23 protein-coding genes are annotated in these 25,438 nt (G+C 59.6%); 13 read left to right on the forward strand and 10 right to left on the reverse strand.

Annotation, left to right across the window (positions count from 1 at the left end; genetic code table 11):
- Nucleotides 1-4 precede the first annotated feature (4 nt).
- The 4 genes from rpsU (at nucleotide 5) to hemE (ending at nucleotide 3,525) form a co-directional block, all read left to right on the forward strand.
- Complete coding sequence (gene rpsU / locus A9404_RS06725) at nucleotides 5-220, forward strand: 30S ribosomal protein S21 (protein ID WP_066099480.1); 216 nt, start codon at nucleotides 5-7, stop codon at nucleotides 218-220.
- A gap of 51 nt (nucleotides 221-271) precedes the next feature.
- Nucleotides 272-721, forward strand: a complete 450-nt coding sequence (locus A9404_RS06730) for a GatB/YqeY domain-containing protein (protein WP_066099481.1) — start codon at nucleotides 272-274, stop codon at nucleotides 719-721.
- 252 nt (nucleotides 722-973) lie between these two features.
- Nucleotides 974-2,386 carry an FAD-dependent oxidoreductase gene (locus tag A9404_RS06735; protein ID WP_066099482.1) on the forward strand — a complete coding sequence of 471 codons (1,413 nt, stop codon included), beginning with the start codon at nucleotides 974-976 and terminating at the stop codon, nucleotides 2,384-2,386.
- A 56-nt stretch (nucleotides 2,387-2,442) separates the two neighbouring features.
- A complete protein-coding gene (gene hemE, locus A9404_RS06740) occupies nucleotides 2,443-3,525 on the forward strand; it encodes a uroporphyrinogen decarboxylase (protein ID WP_066099483.1) in 1,083 nt (360 codons plus the stop codon).
- Nucleotides 3,526-3,581: 56 nt separating this feature from the next.
- Here hemE and A9404_RS06745 read toward each other — a convergent pair whose 3' ends face one another.
- Nucleotides 3,582-4,202, reverse strand: a complete 621-nt coding sequence (locus A9404_RS06745; protein WP_066099484.1) for a hypothetical protein — start codon at nucleotides 4,200-4,202, stop codon at nucleotides 3,582-3,584.
- 142 nt (nucleotides 4,203-4,344) lie between these two features.
- Nucleotides 4,345-6,714: a penicillin-binding protein 1A gene (locus A9404_RS06750; RefSeq protein ID WP_082922796.1), complete on the reverse strand. Its 2,370-nt coding sequence runs from the start codon at nucleotides 6,712-6,714 to the stop codon at nucleotides 4,345-4,347.
- A gap of 143 nt (nucleotides 6,715-6,857) precedes the next feature.
- Between A9404_RS06750 and pilM the strand changes: the two genes are divergently transcribed.
- The 7 genes from pilM (at nucleotide 6,858) to aroK (ending at nucleotide 14,467) form a co-directional block, all read left to right on the forward strand.
- Entirely contained in the window at nucleotides 6,858-7,949 is a 1,092-nt protein-coding gene (gene pilM / locus A9404_RS06755; protein WP_066099486.1) for a type IV pilus assembly protein PilM, read from the forward strand.
- Nucleotides 7,946-8,536 carry a PilN domain-containing protein gene (locus A9404_RS06760; protein ID WP_066099487.1) on the forward strand — a complete coding sequence of 197 codons (591 nt, stop codon included), beginning with the start codon at nucleotides 7,946-7,948 and terminating at the stop codon, nucleotides 8,534-8,536. The genes pilM and A9404_RS06760 overlap by 4 nt, the downstream gene beginning before the upstream one ends.
- A gap of 3 nt (nucleotides 8,537-8,539) precedes the next feature.
- On the forward strand, nucleotides 8,540-9,154 hold the full coding sequence (locus A9404_RS06765; RefSeq protein ID WP_066099488.1) for a type IV pilus inner membrane component PilO: 615 nt from the start codon (nucleotides 8,540-8,542) through the stop codon (nucleotides 9,152-9,154).
- Nucleotides 9,151-9,696, forward strand: a complete 546-nt coding sequence (locus A9404_RS06770; protein ID WP_082922797.1) for a pilus assembly protein PilP — start codon at nucleotides 9,151-9,153, stop codon at nucleotides 9,694-9,696. The genes A9404_RS06765 and A9404_RS06770 overlap by 4 nt, the downstream gene beginning before the upstream one ends.
- A 19-nt stretch (nucleotides 9,697-9,715) precedes the next feature.
- Nucleotides 9,716-11,887, forward strand: a complete 2,172-nt coding sequence (gene pilQ, locus A9404_RS06775; protein ID WP_082922798.1) for a type IV pilus secretin PilQ — start codon at nucleotides 9,716-9,718, stop codon at nucleotides 11,885-11,887.
- 248 nt (nucleotides 11,888-12,135) lie between these two features.
- Nucleotides 12,136-13,887, forward strand: coding sequence for a beta strand repeat-containing protein (locus A9404_RS06780; protein WP_231880873.1), 1,752 nt, complete (start codon nucleotides 12,136-12,138; stop codon nucleotides 13,885-13,887).
- A 70-nt stretch (nucleotides 13,888-13,957) separates the two neighbouring features.
- The gene (aroK, locus tag A9404_RS06785; RefSeq protein WP_082922800.1) at nucleotides 13,958-14,467 is read left to right on the forward strand and encodes a shikimate kinase AroK; all 510 of its coding nucleotides are present in this window, start codon (nucleotides 13,958-13,960) and stop codon (nucleotides 14,465-14,467) included.
- A 172-nt stretch (nucleotides 14,468-14,639) separates the two neighbouring features.
- On the opposite strand, the gene A9404_RS06790 is transcribed toward aroK, so the two are convergent.
- Nucleotides 14,640-15,584, reverse strand: a complete 945-nt coding sequence (locus A9404_RS06790) for a LysR family transcriptional regulator (RefSeq protein ID WP_066099493.1) — start codon at nucleotides 15,582-15,584, stop codon at nucleotides 14,640-14,642.
- Nucleotides 15,585-15,779: 195 nt separating this feature from the next.
- On the opposite strand from A9404_RS06790, the gene A9404_RS06795 reads away from it, so the two are divergent.
- Nucleotides 15,780-16,265: a DUF4124 domain-containing protein gene (locus A9404_RS06795; RefSeq protein ID WP_066099495.1), complete on the forward strand. Its 486-nt coding sequence runs from the start codon at nucleotides 15,780-15,782 to the stop codon at nucleotides 16,263-16,265.
- Between the two features lie 173 nt (nucleotides 16,266-16,438).
- Nucleotides 16,439-18,145, forward strand: coding sequence for a proline--tRNA ligase (locus A9404_RS06800; protein WP_066099496.1), 1,707 nt, complete (start codon nucleotides 16,439-16,441; stop codon nucleotides 18,143-18,145).
- Between the two features lie 161 nt (nucleotides 18,146-18,306).
- Here the strand turns inward: A9404_RS06800 and A9404_RS06805 are convergent, their stop codons facing one another.
- The 7 genes from A9404_RS06805 to A9404_RS06835 are packed head-to-tail and all read right to left on the reverse strand — an operon-like array spanning nucleotide 18,307 to nucleotide 25,187.
- Nucleotides 18,307-19,011: an acylneuraminate cytidylyltransferase family protein gene (locus A9404_RS06805; protein ID WP_066099498.1), complete on the reverse strand. Its 705-nt coding sequence runs from the start codon at nucleotides 19,009-19,011 to the stop codon at nucleotides 18,307-18,309.
- The gene (locus A9404_RS06810; protein ID WP_066099500.1) at nucleotides 19,004-20,065 is read right to left on the reverse strand and encodes a nucleotidyltransferase family protein; all 1,062 of its coding nucleotides are present in this window, start codon (nucleotides 20,063-20,065) and stop codon (nucleotides 19,004-19,006) included. Before A9404_RS06810 ends, A9404_RS06805 begins: the two co-directional genes overlap by 8 nt.
- 1 nt (nucleotide 20,066) lies before the next feature.
- The gene (locus A9404_RS06815; protein ID WP_066099502.1) at nucleotides 20,067-20,741 is read right to left on the reverse strand and encodes an acetyltransferase; all 675 of its coding nucleotides are present in this window, start codon (nucleotides 20,739-20,741) and stop codon (nucleotides 20,067-20,069) included.
- Between the two features lie 7 nt (nucleotides 20,742-20,748).
- Nucleotides 20,749-21,855: an N-acetylneuraminate synthase gene (gene neuB / locus A9404_RS06820; protein WP_269465746.1), complete on the reverse strand. Its 1,107-nt coding sequence runs from the start codon at nucleotides 21,853-21,855 to the stop codon at nucleotides 20,749-20,751.
- On the reverse strand, nucleotides 21,852-23,024 hold the full coding sequence (gene neuC / locus A9404_RS06825; protein WP_066099504.1) for a UDP-N-acetylglucosamine 2-epimerase: 1,173 nt from the start codon (nucleotides 23,022-23,024) through the stop codon (nucleotides 21,852-21,854). Before neuC ends, neuB begins: the two co-directional genes overlap by 4 nt.
- Nucleotides 23,021-24,190, reverse strand: coding sequence for a LegC family aminotransferase (locus A9404_RS06830; RefSeq protein ID WP_066099506.1), 1,170 nt, complete (start codon nucleotides 24,188-24,190; stop codon nucleotides 23,021-23,023). The genes neuC and A9404_RS06830 overlap by 4 nt, the downstream gene beginning before the upstream one ends.
- A complete protein-coding gene (locus A9404_RS06835) occupies nucleotides 24,183-25,187 on the reverse strand; it encodes an NAD-dependent 4,6-dehydratase LegB (protein ID WP_066099508.1) in 1,005 nt (334 codons plus the stop codon). The genes A9404_RS06830 and A9404_RS06835 overlap by 8 nt, the downstream gene beginning before the upstream one ends.
- Between the last annotated feature and the right edge of the window lie 251 nt (nucleotides 25,188-25,438).

A 25,438-nucleotide genomic window follows, 5' to 3' on the forward strand; every position in this document is an offset into this window, starting at 1 on the left:
CTTCATGCCATCAGTACGTGTTCGAGATAATGAACCCTTCGAAGTCGCCGTCCGTCGGTTCAAGCGCTCCTGCGAAAAAGCCGGCATCATCAGCGAACTTCGTGAGCGCGAGTTTTACGAAAAGCCGACGACCGAGCGCAAGCGCAAGAACGCCGCGGCCGTCAAGCGCAACCAGAAGCGCCTGTCCAAAGAGCAATCCCGCCGCATCCGCTTGTTCTAATTCACCTCCTGCCCACCGGCACGAGGAAGGAATCCTGACAGGAAGCCCAGCATGAGCGCACTCAAAGCCCGCCTGACCGATGACATGAAAACCGCCATGAAGTCAGGCGACAAGTCACGCCTTGGCGTCATCCGCCTGCTGCTTGCCGCCATCAAGCAAAAAGAAGTCGACGAGCGGGTCACGCTCAGTGACGACGACGTGCTGGCCGTTCTGATCAAGCAAGCAAAGCAGCGACGCGAATCCATCGCACAGTACGAAACGGCCGGACGGGACGATCTCGTCGCTACCGAACAATTCGAGCTCGGGGTCATCGAATCCTACCTGCCTACGAAACTGGACGATACGGAAGTACGCCAGATCATCGCCGATGTCATTGCGGAAACCGGCGCACAGGGTGCGAGCCAGATGGGCGCGGTCATGAACGCCGTTCGCGCCAAGGTAGCCGGCAGGGCCGACATGGCCCAGGTCAGTCAGTGGGTCAAATCCGCACTGACCGGTTGATGATTCGCATCAATTCGGCAGCAGCACTCGAACTTGATACGACCGGAACACCACCCTGACCGGAACCCGTGCGGTCGACGCGCGTCGCGCCAGCCGGAAAAACGCGCCAACAGATCTTGGCAAACTGAAGAATACAAGCAAATCCTTATCGCTTTATCGGCATCGGGAATAAAATAGATGGACCCCGCAGCGAACCGCCGTCCGGCGCGCAGTATCCGGGGCGCCATAATGAACAAGAACAGGTAATGGGCAATGGGTGACAATTTTCAGTTTTTGAATGTACCGAGACAGGACCCGGAAAAGACGCCGGCTGTCGAGCGCGTACAGCAATTCAATGAAATCTACGGTCAGTTCACCCCGGAGAAGTCCGCAGAACAGGCGGACCGCTGCCTGGAGTGCGGCAACCCCTATTGCGAGTGGAAGTGTCCGGTCCACAACTACATTCCGAACTGGTTGAAACTGGTCGCCGAAGGCAATCTGCTCGAAGCGGCCGAGATGTCGCACAAGACCAACTCGCTGCCCGAAATCTGCGGACGCGTCTGTCCGCAGGATCGACTCTGCGAAGGCGCCTGCACCCTGAACGATGGATTCGGTGCCGTCACGATCGGCTCGATCGAGAAATACATCACTGATGAGGCATTCAAGTTGGGCTGGCGTCCCGACATGTCGAAGGTCACCCAGACCAGCAAGCGGGTCGCCATCATCGGCGCCGGCCCGGCCGGCCTGGGATGCGCCGACATTCTTGCCCGTCACGGCGTCAAGGCGGTCGTCTATGACCGGCACCCGCAAATTGGCGGTCTGCTGACTTTTGGGATCCCCCCGTTCAAGCTCGAGAAATCCGTCCTTGAAACCCGGCGACGGATTTTTGAGGAAATGGGCATTGAGTTCCGGCTGAACACGACCGTCGGCAAGGACGTATCCATCGACAGCCTGCTGAACGAGTACGACGCCGTGTTCCTGGGCATGGGCACCTACACCGCCATGCGCGGTGGTTTCCCGGGCGAAGAACTCGGCGGCGTGCACGAGGCGCTCCCCTTCCTCATCGGCAACGTCAATCACGTCATGTCCTATTCCGGCGCGGAATATCCCTACATCGACGTATCCGGACAGCGCGTCGTGGTCCTGGGCGGTGGCGACACCGCGATGGATTGCACCCGCACCTCCCTACGCCAACAGGCCAGCCAGGTCACCTGCGTCTATCGCCGTGACGAGGAAAACATGCCCGGCTCGCGTCGGGAAGTACAAAACGCCCGGGAAGAAGGCGCGGAGTTTCTGTTCAACCGTCAACCGGTCGAAATCGTCGGCGAAAACGGTCGCGTCACCGGCGTACGCTTCGTCAGCACGCGCCTTGGGGAACCGGACAATCGCGGCCGGCGCGTCCCCGAAGTGATCCCGAACTCCGAACATATCGTCGAAGCGGACACGGTCCTGATCGCATTCGGTTTCCGGCCGTCCCCCGCCGCCTGGCTCACGGACATCGGTGTCGAGCTCGACTCGAGCGGACGCGTGGTAGCGAACAAGAACCCTAACCAGCCGGCCTTCCAGACCACCAACCCCAAGATTTTTGCCGGCGGGGATATGGTGCGCGGTTCGGATCTCGTCGTCACGGCCGTGTTCGAAGGGCGCAATGCCGGCTTCGGCATTCTGGAATTCCTCGACGTCTGACCACCCGAGAGGGCCCAGACGTTCGTTCGCACAAAATCCCTGCCAGAGACCCCCTCATGACCCGCGACCTCAAGAATGATCGCTTTATCCGGGCACTATGCCACGAGCCCGTCGATTGCACCCCCATCTGGATCATGCGCCAGGCAGGCCGTTATCTGCCGGAATACCGCGCGACCCGCGCCAAGGCGGGCAGCTTCATGGACCTGTGTCACTCGGCAGATCTGGCGTGCGAAGTTACCTTGCAGCCCCTGGAGCGGTTCGATCTGGACGCCGCCATTCTGTTTTCGGACATCCTGACCGTTCCTGATGCCATGGGGCTGGGCCTCTCCTTTGCCGCTGGCGAAGGCCCTGTGTTCGCACGCCCCTTGCGCTCTCGCGCCGCCATCGAACAGCTGCCGATCCCCGATCCGGAAAACGAATTGCGTTACGTCATGGACGCAGTGAGCACGATTCGCCGCGCCCTGGACGGACGCGTCCCCCTGATCGGTTTTTCCGGCAGTCCCTGGACACTGGCCACCTACATGGTTGAAGGCGGCGCCACCAAGGAATTCGCCCACATCAAGGGACTCATGTACAGCGACCCGGCCACCGCCCACCTGCTGCTCGACAAGTTGAGTCACGCCGTGACCGACTATCTCAACGCCCAGGTCCGGAACGGTGCCCAGGCACTCATGGTGTTCGACACCTGGGGCGGGGTTCTGTCCCCCGAGAAATACGAGGCGTTCTCCCTGCGCTATATGGAGAAGATCGTCGACGGATTGATCCGCAATCAGGATGGCCAACGCATTCCCGTCATTCTTTTCACCAAGGGAGGCGGTCAATGGGCATCCCGTATCGCACAAAGTGGCGCCGATGGTATCGGCCTGGACTGGACCGTGGACATCGGCACGGTACGCCGATCGCTCGACCAGGCCGGAGATAGGAAGATTGCCCTGCAGGGGAACCTGGATCCCAGCGTTCTGTACGCCACAGACGACGTCATCGAACAGGAGGTCGCCCGGGTACTCGCATCCTATGGCCATGGCTCCGGACATGTATTCAACCTGGGTCATGGTATCCACCAACATATCGACCCAGCGCGCGTCAAAACACTGGTCGACGCCGTGCACCGCCTGAGCCGTCCCTACCACAGCGCCTGACGGGCAATCGCTGACCATGGAAGACCATTATCGTTCGACGCGTTGACGACATCTCATCAACGCGTCGCCGGCGCACCCACGTCATCCAGCATGGCGCGCAAACGACTCGGCGAGGCACGATGTATCGGCGCGTTACGCCCCCCGCCCAGCGGGGCCTCCTTGATCCCGGTGTGACCGAAGACAACGAGATCAAACGGCACGCCATTGGCCAAAAAACTCAACACGGGAACCCGTTCCTGACGACCGTTTCGGTACTGGTAACGGCGGTCGGATTCGGTGAAGGGAATATTCCTGCCCATCAGAAATGTCATGACATCTTCGGGCGCATCGGCAAAAAGATGAAGGGTCACGGTAGACTGACGATCCGCCGTACCGGACAGCACGGCACCCACCAGCCTGGGCGAGAACTCGGCCAGAAAATCCATGGCCTGCAAAGCCTCTGCCCGCAACGCACGGAGCACATCCCGCTGCTCGGGTTTGAATACCAGTTGGTACTGGCGGATTTCCGTCTCCAACCGAGTACAGTCCACATCGAGAAATCGCTCATCCAGATCGACTCCCTCGCGCTGAGCCACACGCCGCAAAGCCTGGACATGAGGCAAGGAAGCATCTTCAACGCACAGACGAGCGGCGGCACGCAGGAGGGCCAACGAAGCGGGGCCAGTTTCACGCGCCATCACAAACCTCCTGCAGTGCACTGAATAAACTCTGTGGCGATTATACGGCCCATGGATGTCGCCCATCAAAACCACCGAACGGTTGCCGCAGATCTGCTAGGTCCAGGCAACGCCCACACCGCCCTACCCAACGGATAACCGATCAGAACAGGTCGTTCAACAGCTTTTGCGGGACAGCATCCGTCGGAATTGGCGCGGAAAGAGGCGTTTCGTCGGCCGGGTTACGCGTGGTGTCGAAATACTCGCGCACCCCCCCTGTCGCGCCCGGAGGCAACTTGGCGCCCGTATCCGGGTTGATCATGACCTCTTCCACACCCGGTGGGGGCACGTGCGGGGTATCGGTCGGCGGCGGCAACACGGCACGCATGAAGGACACCCAGATCGGTAATGCAGCAGTCCCACCCACCTCACGGCGGCCCAGCGGACTGTTATCATCGAAACCCACCCAAGCCGTAGCCACCCAGCCCGGACCAAATCCCGTGAACCAGGCATCGCGTTGATCGTTGGTGGTACCTGTCTTGCCACCGATGTCATTTCGCTTGAGGGCCCGGAAAGCGCCCACGCCAGTCCCCATCCGCACGACATCACGAAGAGCCGATCGCATCAAAAATGCATTTTGCGGGGTGATCACACGAGGCGCCACGCTCGAATCCGGGCTATCAATCGGACAGTCATCGCACAGATTTACCGAGGGATGGCTATACAGCACCGCATTATCGCCATTGTCCACTTCGGTGGTCGTATAGGGCGTTACCCGGTAGCCGCCGTTCACAAACGTCGAGAAGGCGCCCACCAGTTCCAGTGGCGTGAGCGCATAACTCCCCAACGCCATGGACGGCGTTGCCGACCAGTTTTTCGTCGGCAGACCGAACCGCGCCGCGTACTTCAAAACCGTTTCAGGACCCAGAGCATCGATCAGTCGGATCGAAACCAGATTCACGGAATGCACCAAGGCCATGCGCATGCGCATCGGACCACCAAACTTCTTCCCATAATTCTGCGGTCGCCAGTCGACCCCCTCCTTCACGCCATTTTTTACAACGACAGGCGAGTCATTGATCAGGGTTGCCCAGGTAAAGCCATGATCCAACGCTGCGGAATAGAGAAATGGCTTAAACCCGGAACCCGGCTGACGCTCGGCCTGGGTAACATGGTTGAATTTGCTGTCATGAGCAAAATCGAATCCGCCGACCAGGGCCCGCACGGCACCGGTTTTGGGATCCAGCGCAACGAACGCGCCGCTAACCGCCGGTATTTCAGCCAGGGACCAGTGCTTGTCGGTCTGCTGCAATCGGATCAGGTCACCCGGCTTGAACAGCTGCGTCATGTCCTTAGGGGCAGGGCCGCAATGGTTTTCCGACTCATAACGACAGGCCCAGCGAACCCCATCCAGATCCAGTGTCTGCGTTGAACCATCGGCCATCAAAACGGTTGCCGTACTGGCGTTTACCGTCATCACGACGGCAGGATCAAGCCCGCCCACGACCGGCGTATCCTGCAGCTTTTGCAACAAGGCGCCCCGATTCCCCAGCAAATCGGACCAGTGATCCTCGGGGCCCCGGTAGCCATGCCGCCGATCATAGGCCAGCAATCCGTCACGCAATGCCATGCGAGCCGCCGCCTGTGCTTTCGGATCGATCGTCGTATGAACATTAAGCCCCATCTCATAGGCCGCGGCACCGTACTGATCGACCAATTTCTGGCGAATCATTTCCGCCACGAAGGGGGCTGGCGTTTGAATATCGGCACTCGCAAACAGATGGCCGGGCAACGGGGCCTGCATCGCGCGGTCATAGGCCGACTGATCGATATGCCCTAACGCGAGCATGCGACTCAATACATAGGCACGTCGTGCAAGGGCACGATCGGGATTCGAGACCGGGTTCACCGTCGAAGGCGCCTTGGGCAGTGAAGCCAGCATGGCCGCCTCGGCAACAGACAACTGATCCAACGATTTACCAAAATAAACCTGAGCCGCTGCCTTGACGCCATACGCCCGATTACCGAGGAAAATTTTATTGAGATACAGGGTCAGGATTTGCTGCTTGGTCAAGGTGTGCTCAATCTTGATTGCCAACAGGATTTCCATCAGCTTCCGACTATAGGTTTTCTCCCGCCCCAAAAAGAAATTGCGCGCGACCTGCATGGTAATCGTCGAACCGCCCTGCCCCTTATGCCCAGTCTTAATTAACTCATAAGCTGCGCGAAACAAACTCTGCACATCCACGCCGCCATGCTCAAAAAAACTGTCATCTTCTGCAGAAGTAAATGCATCGATAACTACTTTCGGAATCTCGTCATAAGTCACCGGAAAACGGCGCTTTTCACCAAATTCGGCAACCAAACCACCGTCCGCATCGAAAATTCGCATGGGAATTTGATACTGAACTTTCGACAGTTCCTTGACATCCGGAAGCTGCGTGTTGTAAACATGATACAGGACACCCACCCCCCCGAGCACAAAAATCGACAAAAAACCAACTACATACACAATAAATTTGATAAGTTTCATTTAAATCAGTTCGACTCAATGGTTTTCCGCGCGATAATCCATCGCCGCAAGAATATTCGACAAGCTCACGGGTTTTGGCCTAGGATGCCTTGGTGGACTATAAAGTGCGCGTGTAACCTTAGCGCACACCCAAAGGGAAGGGAATGACTGTGCCATTATTTACTTCGAAAACTACTCGAATTGGCGTTGACATCAGCTCAACGACCGTCAAGGTTCTGATGCTGGAAAAGCATCGAAATAATTACCGGCCGACCGCCTTTGCCGTTGAGCCTCTCTCCCCGGGCGCCGTCCAGGACAAAGTCATCACGGACCCTGACATTGTAGCCGGCGCACTGAGCCGTGCCCTTTCCCGCTCACGGGCCAAGACCAAACACATTGTCATGGCTGTTCCCTCCGCGGCAACCGTCAGCCGCGTTCTGACCATCAGCAATCCCGGCAACGAATTCGAACTCGAAGAACAAGTGCGGATGGAAGCAGACCAATACATCCCCTTTCCCATCGACGAAGTCAGCCTGGATTTCGAGACCCTGCACGCAGACACGGGCAACAAGCAGAAAAAGAAGGACGAGGAGTCAGCCCTGAAGGTCATCATGGCCGCGACCCGGTCTACCAATGTCGAATCCAGAATCGCGGTGGCGGAAGCGGCAGGCCTCACTGTCGACATCGTCGATATCGAATCCTTTGCCGTACAAAATGCTTACACCGAAATCATCGCCCCCGCACTGTCCGCCGAAGATCGCGCGCAGCCGGTCGCCTTACTGGATATCGGCGCCAATTCGAGCACCATCAACGTGTTCAGCGGCGACAACATCATCTACACCAAGGAGCACCCCTTCGGCGGGAAGCAACTGACCAACGACATCGCCGTCTACTATGGCCTATCCCTCGAGGAGGCCGAAGAGAAGAAGCGTAACGATACGCTGCCTGAGGATTATCACCGCAAGGTTTTGCAGCCATTCATCGACAACATGGCCATGCAGGTCGAGCGCTTCATCCAGTACTTCTACTCAGAAGCAAATGGCGGGAGCATCGGTCTCATCCTTTTGGGCGGCGGAACGGCCAATACGCTTGGGGCCATCGAGCGGATCAACAATGAAACCGGCATCAGGACGCGTACAGCCAATCCCTTTGCCGCCATCGGCCAAGGATCAAGGATTTCAGCTGAATTGCTCGCCAACCATGGCTCATCGATGCTGATTGCTTGCGGCCTCGCCCTACGGAGCTTCGACGCATGAGAAGAATCAACCTGCTTCCCTGGCGCGATGAACGTCGCCAGAAACTTCAGCGGAATTTTGTCGTTCACCTGGTTTCGTCCGTGGTCGTTGCGTTGGCGATCGGTGGCGGCATACATCTTTACATGCAGGATCAGCTGGATTTTCAGGATGAAAGAAACCAGTACCTCAATGGCGTGATCAAGGACCTGGACCGGAAGATTCAGTCCATCAATGAGTTGAAGAAAAAGAAAAACGAGTTGATCGCGCGCATGCAGGTGATCGAGAAGCTGCAATCCAGCCGCCCCATCATCGTCCACCTGATGGAGGAGTTCGTCAAAACGCTCCCCGACGGTATTCAACTTACCAAGATCGACATCACCGGAGACAAGAAAATCGCGCTGCAAGGCTACGCCGATGCACAGGCTCGTGTTGCGGATTACCTCCGTCAACTGAATGCATCCGACTACATTGGCGGTGCTGTCATCGTGGGTTCGGGCATTCTCGCCAATTCACCCGGCAAGGACAGCCCCTCATCGAACCGGTATGTATTCTCGATCACAGCTTCAGTGAAAACCCCGAAACCCACTGAAGACAGCAAGGAGCAGTAAGCGATGGATCTGAACGAACTCAAAAACCTTGATTTCCAGACCATCGGGCTCGCATCCCTCGGGACGCGCATGGTGATCTTCCTGTTTGTGATCGTCCTGATTGTCGGCGCCGTGATCTATTTCGACACAATGCCTCAACGGGATTTGCTCGATCAGAAAAAACGAACCGAACTGAGCCTGCTGGACACCATTCGTGCCAAGCAAAAACTGGCTGCCAACCTCAAGGCCTACCAGGATCAGCTCAAGGAAATGCAGACGCGATTCGGCGAGTTGCTTCGTCAACTACCGAACAAGAGCGAGGCAGAAAATCTGATTATCGACATCGCCCAGACCTCACTCAAGAACGGTCTCAAAAACAAGCAGATCCAACCGGGCAATGAAATCAAGCACGCCTTCTATGCAGAAACCCCTTACACGCTAACCTTGGAAGGCACCTACAACCAGTTGGCCAAATTCATCAGCGATACGGCCAATCTGCCAAGAATCGTCACGCTGCACAACCCAACCATTACCCGGGAAAGCGGCGATAAGCAGGACATGAAGGCCCCGCCACTGAGCATGAAGATCGTCACCAAGACCTATCGATATCTTGATCAGGATGAGGGCACAGGCAAATGAAACGGACTGACACGAAAGGCGCACCGATGCGCACCTCCAAGTGGCTCATCTGCATGCTACCGATCACGTTGCTGCTCAGCGGCTGCGCAAACAACATGAGTGACTTGAAGCATGAGGTCGACCAGATCTTGGCTCGACCGGGCGGCAAGATCGAACCGATTCCTGAAATGAAGCCGCTCCCCAAGTACGCGTATGTTGAATCGAAGGACCGCACCCCCTTCGAACCCGCGGTCACGCAAAGCACCAAGAAGGATAGTGGTATATCCCCTGACCTCAATCGACCGAAAGAACCGCTGGAGATGTACCCACTCGACGCGCTCGCCATGAAGGGCGTCATACAACGGCAAGGTAAGACCTTTGCCCTCGTCCGCGACGGTGATGGCGTCATACACGAAATTCAGGTCGGCAATTACATGGGCTTGAACTATGGCAAGGTGACGAGCATCACCGCTGACAAGATCACGCTCGAAGAAATCGTGCCCGATGGACAGGGCGGCTGGCGCAAGCAAACGGCAATCGTCCAGCAAAAAGCGACTAAATGATTCAAGGGGATAGATAGAAATGAACAACGTTATGGATGCAACACCTCGTCATCGGCTCCTGAGCACCGCCATTCGGCAATCGTTGGGAATACTGTCGATTTCCTTAATTCCGGCCATTGCCCTGGCGGGAGATCTGACGGGAATCAGCACCGAGCGGACCGCCGACGGTTCCGTGCAAGTGCACCTCAAGCTCTCCGAGCCACTGGCCACCAGCCCGGACAATTTTCAGATCGACAATCCGGCACGCGTTGCTGTGGACCTTCCCGGCGTAAACAACCAAACCGGTGAACGACAACAAAAAATCGATCTGGGTCCCGTGAAGTCCCTCATGATGGCGGAAGCTGGCGACCGCACGCGCGTCGTATTCAACCTGACACAATCGACCCCTTACGCAATCAACCCTCAAGGCAACGAGGTGACGATCACCTTCAAGCCCGCAGCGATTCGGAATACGACCGCTTCCGGTGTCGCCATCAGCACGGGCAGCAATCCTTCAACCGCGATGGATCGCGGCCAGATGATCGACTTCCGCCGCGCAGCAGATGGTGCCGGACGACTGCTGATCAAGACATCCGGCCCCAACACACCGATGAAAATGCGCCGCGAAGGCAGCAATATCATCATAGATCTGCCCAATACACGAGTCGATGCGGGACGGTTCAACGTTCGTGATTTCGCGACCCCCGTAGAAAATGTCGACGTGCGCCCCATGGGGAATGGCAGCCGCATCATCCTCCAAACGCGCAATGCCGGCGAACACATGGCCTACCAGACGGACAACCGCCTGGTCGTCGAGGTCAAGGCAATCCCACGCACTCAAGGCGCACAGAATGTTGGAGAGAAGAAATACACGGGCGAACGCCTGACGCTCAAGTTCCAGGATATCGCCATTCGACCACTGCTTCAGTTGATTGCGGACTTTACCGGAAACAACATTGTCGTCAGCGATGACGTCAAGGGCTCCATCAGCTTGCGTCTGGAAAATGTACCTTGGGATCAGGCACTGGATCTCATCCTGACGACCAAGGGTCTGTCCATGCGCAAGAATGGCAACGTCATCTATGTCGCGCCGACAGCGGACATCGTTGCTCGCGACAAGGCCGAACTTGAGGCACGCCAGCAATCCCAACAACTGGCCCCGCTGGTCACCGACATTGTACAGATCAACTATGCCCGCGCCGCCGATATCGACAAACTGCTCGAATCCACCTCCAAGGTCAAAGGCGGTGCGGAAAAAGGTTCCGATACTTCACAACGCTTCCTGACGGATCGCGGGAATATCACCGTTGATGCCCGCAGCAACAGTTTGATCATCACCGATACCGCCACGGCTCTGGATCGAATTCGTGACCTGATCAAGAAAATCGACAAACCCGTCAAGCAAGTGCTGATCGAAACACGCATCGTGATCGCCACCGACAACTTTGCTCGCCAGCTTGGCGTTCGTTGGGGCGTAACGGGCACCGGCACGGGACAAGGCAACACCTATCTGGCCAGCGGAAACGCCAATGCCACCGACCAGATGTTGTCGAACGTCGCGGCGGGCGCAGCACCGGGCATCCCGAGTCTGGGCAACCGATTCAATTTCAACACCCCGATTTCGGGTACCCCGACAGGTGGTTTGGGCTTGGCAATCCTGGGTTCCAACGTTCTGCTGGATCTTGAATTGTCCGCACTCCAGTCGGAAGGTTCTGGCGAAATCGTTTCAAGTCCGAAGGTCATTACAACCAACGGTCATACCGCCATGATCAAGCAGGGCTCGGAAATCCCGTACCAGTCCACGACCAGTACGGGTGGCGGCGCCGTAAACACCGTTCAGTTCAAGGAAGCCGTGCTGCAGACGGAGGTGACGCCACAGATCACCCCGAACAACAACATCATCATGGACATCAAGGTGAAGAAGGACGAGCCGGACTACACCAACCTGCTGCCGGGAACGACGAATCCGCCAATCACCACACGAGAAGTCACCACCAAGGTTGAAGTCAAGAATGGCGAGACCGTCGTGTTAGGCGGTATTTACGAATTCCAGAATACCAATTCATTGAACAAGGTGCCCTTCTTCGGGGATCTGCCCGGTATCGGGAATCTCTTTAAGGATCGCGAGAACAACAACAAGCGTTTCGAACTGTTGATTTTCGTCACGCCGAAGATTATTGACAGCAACGGAATTGCCGCTGCGAACGACTGACCCGGGATCTTGATCGACCCCCTTTAAGTAATGTGGACAGATAATTTCAGGAGAAAGATTTCATGTGGATCCGAATTAGAGACCGACTTATGCGGGCACTGACCGTGACTGCCCTGCTTTCGCTCGCCGCCTGCGGTGGCGGAGGCAGTGGGTCAAGCCTCCTGGGCAACACGGGTGGGGGGTCTACACCCACCCCTCCCCCGGCAACACCACAATATTCCATTCAATTGCTGGCATCCAAAACTTCCGTGGGCACCAACGATGCCACGGGAACCGATATCATTGCACTCGTCAAAGATGCCAATAACAACCTAGTATCGGGCGTTCCTGTCACCATCAGTGCGACTGGGGGTAATTTGACGGGCGCACCATTCACAACCGATCAAACCGGATCCGCAAAGGGAAGCTTGAACACCAGCAATGTCCTGCCGAACGGCCAGATCACCCTGACCGCCACGGCAGGCGCCAGCACCTCGCAACCCCTGGTTATCGCGGTGACGGGGACGGCGTTGACCATCTCCGGCGCCACTTCGGCGACGATCGGCTCGCAGCAAACCTATAGCCTGACTCTGGTCGACTCGACCGGAAAACCGATCGCGAATCAGCCGGTTTCACTCACCACCACATCCGGCACGCTGTCCGCCACATCCGTGACCACCGACAGTAAAGGCACCGCTTCCTTTACCTTCACCCCAGGCACGACGGATGCCGCTATCACGGCGACGGCAGTCAATTTAAATGCCGGTGCCACGCAGAATATCAGCGTGTCCCAAAATGCGACCAGCATCACAACACCGACCGAAAATCAGATACTGTATATCGGCCAATCCTATCCGGTTACGGCGAACGTCAGCGTAAGTGGAACGCCGCAAAGCGGGGCCTCAGTCGCCTTCACAACCACCCGCGGCACGCTGACCGCCAGTTCGGCGACCTCGGATGTGAGCGGCAATGCAACTGTCTACATCGGTTCTAACACCTCCGGTCCATCACTGATCAGCGCCTCGGCCAACAATGTGACCGGCATTCGTAACGTCACCTTCTCGGCCCTAACGGCCCAGAAAGTCATCGTACAGGCAACCTCCAGCGTTATCCCCACCAATGGCTCCACGCAAATTCAAGCGCAGGTACAAGATAACAACGGGAATGCTGTAGTCGGTGCCACCGTCAACTTTACCCTCCAGAACGAAACCTCGAACGGCAATCTGTCCGCCACTTCGGCCACCACGAATAACCAAGGCGTGGCAACAATCACCTATACGGCGGGCGGCAACCCGGACAACAGTTTCACCATTCAGGCGACCGTACCGGCTCAACAACCGAATCAACCCACGGCAGTCTCGGGGCAAGTCGCACTTTCGGTCGCCGGGAAGTCCTTTTCCGTCGTGATCGGCGAAGATAATAAAATCGTTAAAAACGATGCAAACGCCACGTACGAAAAGACCTACAACGTGATCGTGACCGACAATACCGGTGCGCCGGTTCAAGGCGCGTCCATCCAGCTGCGCGCCTTGCCAAAAGCCTATGCGAAAGGCGCCTGGGAGCTTCAAACTGGTGCCACGACGTGGACGCAGTTCTATAAGGAATACCCATCTGGCACAGTCAACCGGGGCAGTCAGGTAAACGGTACGATCTATTACACAGGCGCCCGTCAGGTCTGCGCGAGTGAAGACACCAATGGAAATGGCGTCCTGGACCCTGGTGAGGACATCAATGGCAACGGCACTCTGGAGCCGCCGAATATCGTAACCTTCTCTCCGGCCAACCCGGTCACGGATGCCAACGGCACGGCCACCTTCAAGATCATCTACGGCCAAAACTATGGCGGATGGGTGTACAACAGCATCACGGCGACAGCCATCGTCTCCGGCACGGAAGGCAGCAATACGCTCAGTGGTTGGCTGGGACTGGCCTCATCGGACCTGGATGCGGGGAACAAGTCCGGTCCCGCAGGGAACCCGAGTCCATTCGGCATATATGGTTCCTGCACCTATCCCTATTAACGCTTGACCTTGGTTGAACGTCAAAAGCCCCGCTGAGCGGGGCTTTTTCTATTTGCGCTAGAATGGCGCGATGAACACACCGAACATCATTCTTATTGGACCCATGGGCGCAGGAAAAAGCACCATCGGAAAACTTCTGGCACACGCCTTGAATCGACCTTTCCTGGACTCGGACAAGGAAATCGAGCATCGCACGGGGGTCACAATACCGCTCATCTTCGAAATCGAGGGAGAATCCGGATTTCGCGACCGTGAAGTCGCCGTGATCCAGGAAATTACACAGGGGGAGGGTTGGGTACTCGCCACCGGGGGCGGTGCCATATTACGCGCGGAGAATAGAGCCGTTTTCGCTCAGCGCGGGTTCGTCGTCTATCTGCACGCCACGGTACAGCAGCAGGCCGAACGCACTGCCATGGATACCCAGCGCCCGCTGCTGCAGACACCTGACCGGGTGGGTAAGTTAACGGCATTGATGCACGAGCGCGAACCGCTTTATCGAGAGGTTGCCGACCTGATCATCGAAACGGCGGGAAAATCACCCCGGGTCGTGGTCGACGTAATCCAGCAGCATCTCAAGTAAACCGAGATAGAGGAAATGGCAGAATAGCCCGCCAGTGGATAGCCCAGCTCTAGGGGACGAGTGACGAAGGTCTGAGGATGCTCGAAGGCGCCGAACATTCAGCCTGCTGTTCCGCGCTCTGTACAGAAGCGGAACAAAAGGGAGGGTTTCGACGCTTGCAGGGCGAGAACCCCTAACGGCTGCTGTTCGCCGCCTTCTGGATCAGTTCCAAATCCAGCATGGGTGAGCTGCTGTGACAGTAGTCGCGGGAGAATTCGAGCAAGTCTTCCATGGCAGGAAGACGGAACTTGTGGCGCTGGCGCACGAAGGAGAAATCGCGGAACAGTCGGGGCTTGAGCGGCACGGCCTTGAGCAGACCCAATTTGAGTTCCTTGGTGATCCCGGCGGAAGACATGATCGACAGCCCCATGCCCGCTTGAACGGCGCCCTTGATGGCTTCAGGGCTACCCAGTTCCATGCAGACATCCCATCCTTCGGAATAGCCCTGGTCGACCAGATAGTTGAGCACGATTTCCCGTGTCCCCGACCCCTCTTCCCGACAGATGAAGTCGTAGGACATGAGTTGCTCGATACTGAGCTCCTCGGCTTCGGCAAGGGCATGATCCGGAGGCATGATGACCACGAGTTCGTCCCGCCGGCAGGTTTCGACCAACAAGTTCTTGTTGGTTACGGTCCCCTCGACGATGGCGAGATCGACCACGTTGTGCTCCACCATCGCCACGACCGACTCGGTGTTGCCCACCTTCAGCCGAATGGCGAGATCACGGTGTTTCAGGCGGAATTTACCCAGAAGCGCGGGCAGCATGTTCTCGGCGATCGTCATGCTGGCGCCGAGATTCAGGGATCCGCCGACTTCCCCGGTCATCTCTTTGACGCGGCGATCCATCTCGTCGTACAGCTCGAACATGCGTTCCGAGATTTCGTAGACGACATGACCGACATCCGTCAAGGTCACACGATTGTGGGTTCGATCGAACAGTCGGGTGTCGAAATGCTCCTCAAGCTGTCTCACCTGAAACGTCACGGCGGGTTGCGTCATGTGCAGCGCTTCAGCAGCCTTGGTGAAACTCAATAAGCGCGCAACGGTGTTGAACACCTTGAGACGTCGATCAGCCATGAGGTCATTCCCACTCTATGTAGTTAATCGGGATAGTGTATCAAGCCCATTTATCGTTTGCGACACTATACCCGATATCTGCCTTCGGGATAGCAGCAGGAAATGCCGCGGTACTTGGGATACGGGCCAACCAGTTGAACAATCGACACAAACCGTTATGCTAGCGAACGAACAATCATCAGAGGACGAGAGATTATGCAACGCTTAGGGAAAAACGCGCTGATCACATTATTGGCGCTATCGAATTTGGCATTGGCGGGCGTGAGCCACGCGGATGACGCGACCCGAATCTACAAGTGGGTCGATAAAAAAGGCGAGACGCATTTCAGTCAACTGCCCCCATCCAGTGGCCATGTACAAGCCGAACAGATCAATCCTGACTATGCGGCACCACCATCAGCCCCGGCCGATGAGACAGACACGAGTAAGAATCCCCCCTCAGGGGCCACTGAACCCAAGGGGTCCAAGTTACCCGCCGACACGCCCATCACCGTGTTCAACAAAAAAGAAGCTGAAAAAGCATGTCAAGCAGCCGAGGCCCAAATCAAAGTTCTCAAAAGCCCCGAGAATCAACTCATGACTCGTGACACAGACGGCAAGTTTCGCCCCCTTTCACCCGGGGAGATTGCCGACCGTTTGAAACAAGCCCAGGGCGTAGCCAACAAGGCCTGCGTCGAATAGGCACCGGATATCGAGAGCGGCATCTGCACCCAACCCGTATCAAACGCGAAAAGTCGCGAGGTTCGTGTCAAAATAACGCTCCTTCACGTACCCGGCCCAGCCACCCGGCGGGCCGGATCATATGAGTCGGCCCCGTTACAGCCCCCAACCCCCTCATCGAGATCTTCGTCCTCATGCGCAGTTCGCAATTCGCCCTCAATACCCTGAAAGAAACGCCGACCGAAGCCGAGGTCATCAGCCATCAGCTGATGCTGCGCGCCGGCATGATCAAGCGGCTGGCCGCCGGCCTCTATACCTGGACGCCGCTGGGCCTGCGCGTACTGCGCCGGGTGGAAAAAGTCGTTCGCGAGGAAATGGACGGGATCGGTGCGCTGGAACTGCTGATGCCGGCCATCCAACCCGCCGAACTCTGGCAGGAATCCGGGCGTTGGCAGAAGTACGGACCCGAGCTGTTGCGCGTGAAGGATCGGCACGAACGCGATTTCTGCGTCGGGCCCACTCACGAGGAAGTCATCACCGATTATGCCCGCCGTGACCTCAAGAGCTACAAGCAACTGCCGGTCTGCTATTACCAGATCCAGACCAAGTTCCGTGACGAGATCCGCCCCCGGTTCGGCGTGATGCGCGCCCGCGAGTTCATCATGAAGGACGCCTATTCCTTCCATCAGGATATCGACTCCCTGCGAGACACCTATCAGGCGATGTACGATGCCTACGGCCGCATCTTCACCCGACTCGGCCTGAAATTCCGTGCCGTGGTCGCCGATACCGGTTCGATCGGCGGCAATGCTTCTCATGAGTTTCATGTGCTTGCCGATTCGGGCGAGGACGCCATTGCCTATGCCACAGCTGGCGACTATGCCGCCAACGTCGAAATGGCACCGACCTTCCCCGCCGCGGCGGGTCGGCCTGCCGCCAGCGAAACGTTGGCGCGCGTGGCCACGCCCGGCGCCAAGACAATTGCCGAAGTGGCGGATTTCCTGAAACTGCCGGCAGCGCGCATCCTGAAGACCTTGCTGGTCAAAGGCCGCGAGGTGCCGGTGGTGGCCGTGGTGCTGCGTGGAGATCACGAACTCAACGACATCAAGGCTGCCAAGCATCCGGCGATTGCCGAACCCTTTACCCTCATCGACGAAAAGGACGCGCCGGCCTTAGTCGGGTGCGGCGTCGGCTCCATCGGCCCGGTCGGCCTGACCAACATACCGGTCATCGCAGACTTCGCGGCAGCAGATACGGCGGATTTCGTCTGCGGTGCCAACGAGAACGGCGTGCATCTGACCGGCGTGAACTGGGGGCGCGACCTGCCGGAACCGGAAACCGCCGACCTGCGTAACGTCGTGGCCGGCGACCCGGCCCCGGACAATCAGGGCACCATCGAGATCTGCCGGGGTATCGAGGTCGGCCACGTGTTCCAGTTGGGCGACACCTACAGCGCGGCGCTAAAGTGCGAAATTCTCGATGAAACAGGCAAGCCCCGCGTGCCGGTCATGGGATGCTATGGCATCGGCGTCTCGCGCATCGTAGCGTCTGCCATCGAACAGAATCACGACGAGAACGGCATCGTCTGGCCGGTACCCTTGGCGCCCTTCACGATCGCCATCGTGCCCATCAATGCCCATCGCGCCCCGGCCGTCCAGGAAGCGGCGGAACGGCTCGAGGCCGACCTGACGGCATGCGGCTACAGCGTCCTGCTGGAAGATCGCGGCCTACGGCCGGGCGTCGCCTTCGCCGATATGGAGCTGATCGGCATTCCCCTGCGCATCGTGGTCAGCGAACGGGGTCTGGAGAACGGCGAATTCGAGACGCGGCTGCGTTGGGAAAGCGAGAATCAGGTGATTGCCGCCGATCGACTGCAGGACTGGATCGCCACAGTCATCTAGGACGGGAATCCACGAGAAAATCCCCGGCGAAAATCCCCGGCGAAAATCCCCGGCGAAAATCCCTGGGGAAAATCCTTGGGGAAAATCCTTGGGGAAAACTCAAGGGGAGGATCCATGCGAAAAGCCCAGGGGATAGTCCAGGAGATAGTCCAGGGTAAAGCCTAGGGCGGGAGAACCGTTCCCCGCTGATTCAGCAGATACTCGGCCTGCTGGAAGTCCTCAAGGGTATCGATGTCGACAGCACGGGCTGTCGGCATGACCACGGCCACCGTCTCCTCGGCAAGAAAACTGCGCGACTGCCTGAGCCAGTCCACCCGAGCCGCATACACGGCACCATTCAGCGAATACAGCTCGGGAAGGTCCTGCCGACGGGTCGGCCGCTGCGCCGGTGGCAGAAAGGAAGCCAACCGACCCGAGACGTCGATGCCGAACATCCACCAGGGCGACTCCGCCGCCGGGCTCACGCTCACGCAGGCCGGCGCCCCGGTCGTCCAGCACCGTTCGAGGGCGGCATCGATATCCGCGCCGGTTCTCAGCGGGGACGTCGGCTGAAGCAGCACGACCCAGTCGTACGCCGGCAACACATCCAGCACCTGCAGCACGACATCCATGCTGCTGCTCTCGTCACGGGCCAGCTCAGGCGGCCGCGTCAGGGACATGTGCGCGCCCAGTCCCTGGGCGACGGACAGGATTTCGGGGTCGTCCGAGCTGACGGCCACGTCGGTGATATACCGAGAGGCCCGAGCCGCATCGAGGCTCCAGCCGATCAGCGGCTTGCCCAGCAAGGGGCGGATATTCTTGCCCGGCAGGCCCTTGCTGCCGCCCCGGGCCGGGACGATGGCCAGCACCCGCGGCGCATCACTCATGCCGCAACACCGATGCCGCGTCGTGCTGTGCCATCTCGAAGTCGTTCATGCGGCCGATATCCAGCCAGTACTCGTGCACCGGGAACATCCGCACGTCGTGGCCGTTGGCCATCTCACGCTTGAGCAGATCCGGCATGTCCAGCCGGGTATCCGCCAGGACCGAATGCACGACCTGGGGCGCCAGCACATAGATGCCGGCACTGACGAAGAAGCGATGGACCGGCTTCTCGGTGATGTCCGTGATCTTCTGCCCTTCGTGCTCGATCACGCCGTAGGGCACCTGGAAATCGTACTGCCGCGTGCAGATCGTCGCTGCCGGGGTATGCCGATCGTGATCCTGCAATAGTGCCTCGTAGTTCACCCGGGTCATGATGTCGCCGTTGACCACGATGATGGGCCGCTGAACGGCGTCCTTCGGCAACAGCCCCAGCGCCCCCGCCGTCCCCAACGGATTGTCCTCGTGGATGTACTGGATACTGACGCCCCAGCGACTGCCGTCCTGGAAGTGGTTGATGACCTGCTCGCGCAGATAGTGGACCGAGATGTAAAAACGATAGAAACCGAAATCGATCAGATCCTGGAGGATATGCTCCAGCATGGGTTTGCCGCCGACCGGGAGCATCGGCTTCGGACAGTTGTCCGTGAGCGGACGCAGGCGGGTACCGAAGCCGCCCGCCATCAGGAACACGGGATTTTCCAGGCGTGGGCGCTTCATCAGGTCAGTCAGCGTTTCCAACCCGACCAGCACGCCCTCGTCGTTCACGATCGGTACCTGCAACACCTGCGCGCTGCCCAGAAGCTGAAGGGCATCGGCACGCAGATAGTTTTCCGGCAAGGTGCGCGGCTGGGCATTCATCACCTGGCTGATGGGCGACTCCAGCGGCACGTGACGCAGGATGCCGCGGCGGATGTCGCCATCGGTGACGGTGCCCAGCAACCGCCCTGCCCCATCCACCACCAGGGCGATCCGCTTCGCGCCCTCGTCGATGACCTCGATCGCCCGACGGATGTCGTCGTCCGGAGCCAAAAGTATCTGACGCCATGCTTGATTCATGTCATGCCTCCTCGATCCTGATCGGCAAATGCCCCGGAATATGCCGGATTCCGGCCGCAATGTTTCTGACTACCGTCGCCCCGGCCGCCACCTGGGCACCGGCACCGATGTCGATTCCCTGAATCAGGGTGGCACCGGCACCGACGAACACCCGCTCGCCCAACTGCACCTCGCCGCACAGAATCGCCCCCGGGCCGACATGCACGTGCGCATCGATGCGGCAGTGGTGATCGACGGTCGCCCGGGTATTGAGCAGGACATTCTCGCCGATGACGCTACCCGGCTGTACGATGACCCCGGCCATCACCTGCGTGCCCTCACCCAATACCACATCCGGGGCCAGGACGGCCGACGGATGGACCAGGGGCGGCATCCGCAACTGCCGCTCACGCAACAGCGAAAACAATCGCTGGCGCAGATGAGGGCGCTGCGGCAGCATACCGACGCCCAGACTGTAGTGGTACTGGATTGCTTCCGGTCGCCGCGTCCAGTCGTCGTCACCCAGAACGGGTATCCCTTCCCAGCGATCGCCAACCGGCAGGTCCGGTGCCAGGATGCCCGCCACTTCGGCGCCCAGTGCCCGCAGGGTATCAAGCACCACCCGGGCATGGCCGCCATAGCCGAGCAGGACGACGGGGCGGTTCGTCACGGCTCCCGTCGTCACTGAATCGCTCATCGCAGACTCACTCATCGAGCAACTCGCCCGCCCGATAATCCCGCCGGGCGCTCTGTCCGAGCACGTCCCAGTAGCGCAGGGGCGAAACACCCGAGCCGGGGCGCATGATGGCGATCCGATCGGCCGTCAAGATCGTGCCTGCCGGAATATCCGTCCGCGCCACGAGACTCTTTCGCGCCACCTGGGCAACCGCCCATTCCGCCGGTTGCGGCCGCTTGATGCCATCGCCCAGGGCGACGGAAACGGCACGGATATCCTGGATCATGGTCGCCAGGGCTTCGGGCTCCAGCGACGCCGCATGGTCGGGGCCGGCCATCGTCCGGTCCAGGGTGAAGTGCTTTTCGATCACGCAGGCCCCGCGTGCCACGGCGGCCACGGACATCCCCGTACCCAGGGTATGGTCCGAATAGCCCACCGGCAGATCGAAGGCGGTGTGCAGCGTGTCCATGGCACGCAGATTCACGGCCGACGGCGCCGCGGGGTAATCGCTGGTGCAATGCAGCAGCGTCAATCCGGCGCGCAGGGCAGCCTGCCCCTCCGGGGCGGCATAGGCCGCGTGGAAGGCGGCGACGGAGGGTTTCTCGGTACTTTCGGCAATGCGTCCGAAGGCGATCACGCCCAGGGCCGTTTCCACCTCGGCGAGGGTTGCCATGCCGGTCGACACGATCAAGGCGGCGCCCGTCCGGGCATGTTCCAGCAGGAAAGGCGCGTTGGTCAGCTCGCCGGACGGCACCTTCAATCGTTTGAGGCCAAGCTCGTCGACGAGAAAGCGCAGGCTCTCGCTATCGAAGGCCGACGAAAGGAATTCGATGCCCTGTCGCTCCGCCGCCGCCTTCAATTCCCGGTGCAGCGCCGGCGACAGCTCCAGGCGCTTGAGCATCGCGAACTGGGATTCCGTCGTGCCGGTCGTGCGCTCCTGGTAGGCCGCCTTCGGGGCGTCCTGCGTCGCCAGGCTTTCCGCCTTGAAGGTCTGGAACTTGACCGCGTCGGCCCCCGCCTGCGCCGCGACCGAAACCAGTTCGAAGGCAAGATCCGCCTGACCGTTGTGGTTGACCCCCGCCTCGGCGATGACCTGCACGGCCCGCGCGTTCGGGGAATCGATCATGACATTCATACACACTCCGAAGGCAGATCGTAAAAGGTTTTGCGCCGCAACGTGTCGAGATCGACCTGTCGCAGTACCGCCATCATGCGCCCGGTCGCATCACCCGCACCATAGGGATTGACCCGATTCTTCAGCGCCGCCCGGAAGTCGGCGGATAGACTCCGACGAATGGCGGCCACGATATCGGCCGAGGTCGGTGCGCAATCGATCACGCTGGCGGCCCGCAAGCGGCCCTGCTGCCGATCCCCGATATTGACCGTCGGCGCCCCGAAGCTCGGCGCTTCGATGATCCCGCTCGACGAATTGCCGATCACGGTCTGAACCTGACACAACAGGGACAGGTAGCGCAGCTGGCCCAACGAGGCGCGCAGGTGCACACGACCGGCATGGCGACCGGCATAAGCTTCCAGCAAGGGGATGATCGCCCGTCCGCCCGGATCGGCGTTGGGCAGCGTGATCACGACGGTCGCCTCGGGGAAGGCATCCAGCGCCGTCAGGAGGGCACGGCACTGGGTGGCCGCATCCGTGACATCCAGGGTGGCCGGATGAAAGGTCACCAGAAAGTTCGTCTGTCCGAGGGGAAAGCCGAGCGACGCCTCCAGCTCGGCACGGGACAGCAGCGGTGTCCGGCGCAGGTGATCCAGCCCGGGCGCGCCAACCTCGAACACCCGTTCCGGGGATTCGCCCATCTGGATGACGCGCCGGCGATAAGGCTCGGCCGCGGTGAAATGCAGGTGGGCGAGCTTGGTAATCGCGTGGCGGAACCCCTCGTCCAACGCGCCCTCGGTGACCTCGCCGCCGTGAATGTGTGCGATCGGCACGCGCTGGATGAAGGCCGCGCTCGCTGCCGCCAGCATTTCGAACCGGTCGCCGAGAATCACCACGATATCCGGCCGCAACCGGGCAAACGCCTCGGCAAGACCGATCGTGGCGAGCCCCGTCGAGCGGGCAACGGCCTCGGGCTCATCGGAATCCAGATCGATATCGACCCGGGCGGCAATGGGAAAACCGTCCTGCTCGATCACATCGACGGTATGGCCGAACAGTGGTACGAGATGCATGCCGGTGACGATCAGCTGAAGCTCGAGATCTTGTGCCTGATGCAGGTCGTGGATCAGCCAGTACAGCAGACCGTAGTCCGCCCGGGTTCCGGTGACGACGGCAATCCGGCGCATCATGCCAGGCCATCGCCCCGCGCGGAGCTGGGGACATTCACCACCGTGGCCGCCAGCTGCTCGGTGACCGGCAAGGCACCGCGTGGACAGGCCGCGTACATTGGCAGGCGGTGCATGGGGGTCCACAACGGGCGCGTCATCACCCCGGCCCGATTGGTTTCCGCCAGGAAGTCATCCCGCGCGGCCTCGTCGGCCAGACGCAGGGCATTGAGCCAGTAGTTGCTGCGCGCCTCGTGATCGGCCGCCCGGGGCTCGGTGACGAAATCCCATCCGGTCGCGTCAGACCATTGCCGATAGGCCTCCGCGACCGACCGCTTGCTCGCCAGCAGGTCGGGCAAGCGGTCCATCTGGGCAACGCCGAAGGCGGCATTGAGGTTCGGCAGGCGGTAGTTGAAGCCGACCTCGTCATGCTCGAATGCCCAGAGGTGCGGTTTTTTCGCCGTGGTGGTCAGGTGCTTCGCGCGGATGGCCAGATCCTCGTCATCGGTCACGATCATCCCGCCGCCCCCCGTGGTCACGACCTTGTTGCCGTTGAAGCTGAACACCCCGAGCCGGCCGAAGGTGCCGGTATGCCGTTCGCCCACGAAACTCCCGAGGGACTCGGCGGCATCCTCGATCAACACCAGACCAAACTCCGCGCAGATGGCGGCGATCGCCGCGATCCGGGTCGGGTGACCCAGCGTATGCATCGGCACGCAGGCGCGAATGCGGCACCCGTCCGTCCGGCCGTAGGCATGACCGTCGCTACGCACTTCCGCATGCCGTTCGAGCCAGTCGCGCAGGGCCCGAGGATCCATCCCGAGGGTGTCTGCCGCCACATCGACGAACACAGGTTCCGCCCGCGCATAATGAATCGCATTGCAGGTGGCGATGAAGCTCAAGGACTGGGTAAGGACGCGGTCGCCGGGCTGTACGCCAGCCACCAGCAGCGCCGCATGCAGAGCCGCCGTGCCGTTCACCGTCGCCACCGCGTACTTCGCGCCGACGAACCGGGCAACGTCCTGTTCGAACTGGGTGACGAACGCCCCCACGCTGGAGACGAAAGTCGAATCGATCGCCTCGTTCACCCGCTGTTTCTCCAGATCCCCCATCACCGGGGCATGCAGGGGAATCGGGGCCGACGGCTCGTCATAGAGTTCGCGCACGAAGCGGATGAAACCCTCAGACATTGTAGATATCGGCCTTGTAGCGACGCAGATTTTCCGGGTTGGTGAACCATTCGATGGTGCGCGACAGCCCTTCGCGGATGTCCACCTCGGGCTTGAAGCCTGTCAGGGATTCGATCTTGCCGTTGTCGCACCAGAGTCGGAAGACCTCGGAATTCTCCGGTCGCAGACGCTGGTCATCCTGCACCACCTCGATGTCGCTGCCCATCAGCGCCCGAATCAGATGTAGCGTGTCGCCGATCGTGATCTCGTAATTCGAGCCGATGTTGACCACTTCGCCGATGGCCGCGTCGCATTCGGCCAGGGCGATGAACCCGCGGCAGGTATCCGCGACGTAGTTGAAATCCCGGGTCGGCCGCAGATCGCCCAACTGGATGCGGGGCTTGCCCGAAGCGATCTGGCTGATGATGGTCGGAATCACGGCCCGGGCGGACTGGCGCGGCCCGTAGGTATTGAACGGACGCGCCACCGTCAGGGGCAGGTCGAAAGCGTTCTGGAAGCTCTGGGCGATCGCATCCGCCCCGATCTTGGAGGCGCTGTACGGCGACTGGGGCTGCAAGGGATGCTTTTCGTCGATCGGCACATACTGCGCCGTGCCGTAGACCTCGCTGGTCGAGGTATGGATGACGCGTTTCACGCCGGCATCCAGCGCCGCCTGGCAGACGTTCAGGGTCCCACGCACATTGGTATCCACATAGCTGTCGGGCGCGACGTAAGAATACGGAATCGCAATGAGGGCCGCCAGATGGAAGACGACATCGACGTCCTTCATCATGTGTCGGCAGAAATGGGGGTCCCGCACATCCCCGGAAACGACCTCGATCTTCGGCAGGCAAGGAGCCCCCTCCAGCCAGCCCCAGTTGTTGAAACTGTTGTACTGCGCCAGGGCGCGCACCGTATAACCGCGCGCCACCAGCATTTCCACGAGATGAGAGCCGATGAAGCCGTCCGCCCCCGTCACCAGGGCACGGGGCGCATTCGATAAGGCCGTTCCAGACATAACACCATCCATTCGTAATTCGGGGCAGATCGTCATTGATCGGCCCAAACGGTCACGGTGGGCCAATCATTCAAGAATTCAGACCCGAATACAATAACACCAGCCACAATAACACCGGTGAATCCTCGCGGGACAGCAGATGGGCGAGAGCCGACCGGCATTCACGCCCGAACGGAACCCGCGACGGATTGGTGGCAAATTCCGCACAGGCGGGCAACGCTTCGCTATGATGATCGGTCAAGGACTCATGA

The sequence above is a fragment of the Halothiobacillus diazotrophicus genome, from assembly GCF_001663815.1.
GTDB lineage: Bacteria > Pseudomonadota > Gammaproteobacteria > Halothiobacillales > Halothiobacillaceae > Halothiobacillus > Halothiobacillus diazotrophicus.

Bases quoted from the DNA above. Each gene is read 5' to 3' on its own strand.
- rpsU (WP_066099480.1), top strand. From the start codon at position 5: ATGCCATCAGTACGTGTTCGAGATAATGAACCCTTCGAAGTCGCCGTC.
- A9404_RS06730 (WP_066099481.1), top strand. From the start codon at position 272: ATGAGCGCACTCAAAGCCCGCCTGACCGATGACATGAAAACCGCCATG.
- A9404_RS06735 (WP_066099482.1), top strand. From the start codon at position 974: ATGGGTGACAATTTTCAGTTTTTGAATGTACCGAGACAGGACCCGGAA.
- hemE (WP_066099483.1), top strand. From the start codon at position 2,443: ATGACCCGCGACCTCAAGAATGATCGCTTTATCCGGGCACTATGCCAC.
- A9404_RS06745 (WP_066099484.1), bottom strand. From the start codon at position 4,202: ATGGCGCGTGAAACTGGCCCCGCTTCGTTGGCCCTCCTGCGTGCCGCC.
- A9404_RS06750 (WP_082922796.1), bottom strand. From the start codon at position 6,714: ATGAAACTTATCAAATTTATTGTGTATGTAGTTGGTTTTTTGTCGATT.
- pilM (WP_066099486.1), top strand. From the start codon at position 6,858: ATGACTGTGCCATTATTTACTTCGAAAACTACTCGAATTGGCGTTGAC.
- A9404_RS06760 (WP_066099487.1), top strand. From the start codon at position 7,946: ATGAGAAGAATCAACCTGCTTCCCTGGCGCGATGAACGTCGCCAGAAA.
- A9404_RS06765 (WP_066099488.1), top strand. From the start codon at position 8,540: ATGGATCTGAACGAACTCAAAAACCTTGATTTCCAGACCATCGGGCTC.
- A9404_RS06770 (WP_082922797.1), top strand. From the start codon at position 9,151: ATGAAACGGACTGACACGAAAGGCGCACCGATGCGCACCTCCAAGTGG.
- pilQ (WP_082922798.1), top strand. From the start codon at position 9,716: ATGAACAACGTTATGGATGCAACACCTCGTCATCGGCTCCTGAGCACC.
- aroK (WP_082922800.1), top strand. From the start codon at position 13,958: ATGAACACACCGAACATCATTCTTATTGGACCCATGGGCGCAGGAAAA.
- A9404_RS06790 (WP_066099493.1), bottom strand. From the start codon at position 15,584: ATGGCTGATCGACGTCTCAAGGTGTTCAACACCGTTGCGCGCTTATTG.
- A9404_RS06795 (WP_066099495.1), top strand. From the start codon at position 15,780: ATGCAACGCTTAGGGAAAAACGCGCTGATCACATTATTGGCGCTATCG.
- A9404_RS06800 (WP_066099496.1), top strand. From the start codon at position 16,439: ATGCGCAGTTCGCAATTCGCCCTCAATACCCTGAAAGAAACGCCGACC.
- A9404_RS06805 (WP_066099498.1), bottom strand. From the start codon at position 19,011: ATGAGTGATGCGCCGCGGGTGCTGGCCATCGTCCCGGCCCGGGGCGGC.
- A9404_RS06810 (WP_066099500.1), bottom strand. From the start codon at position 20,065: ATGAATCAAGCATGGCGTCAGATACTTTTGGCTCCGGACGACGACATC.
- A9404_RS06815 (WP_066099502.1), bottom strand. From the start codon at position 20,741: ATGAGCGATTCAGTGACGACGGGAGCCGTGACGAACCGCCCCGTCGTC.
- neuB (WP_269465746.1), bottom strand. From the start codon at position 21,855: ATGAATGTCATGATCGATTCCCCGAACGCGCGGGCCGTGCAGGTCATC.
- neuC (WP_066099504.1), bottom strand. From the start codon at position 23,024: ATGATGCGCCGGATTGCCGTCGTCACCGGAACCCGGGCGGACTACGGT.
- A9404_RS06830 (WP_066099506.1), bottom strand. From the start codon at position 24,190: ATGTCTGAGGGTTTCATCCGCTTCGTGCGCGAACTCTATGACGAGCCG.
- A9404_RS06835 (WP_066099508.1), bottom strand. From the start codon at position 25,187: ATGTCTGGAACGGCCTTATCGAATGCGCCCCGTGCCCTGGTGACGGGG.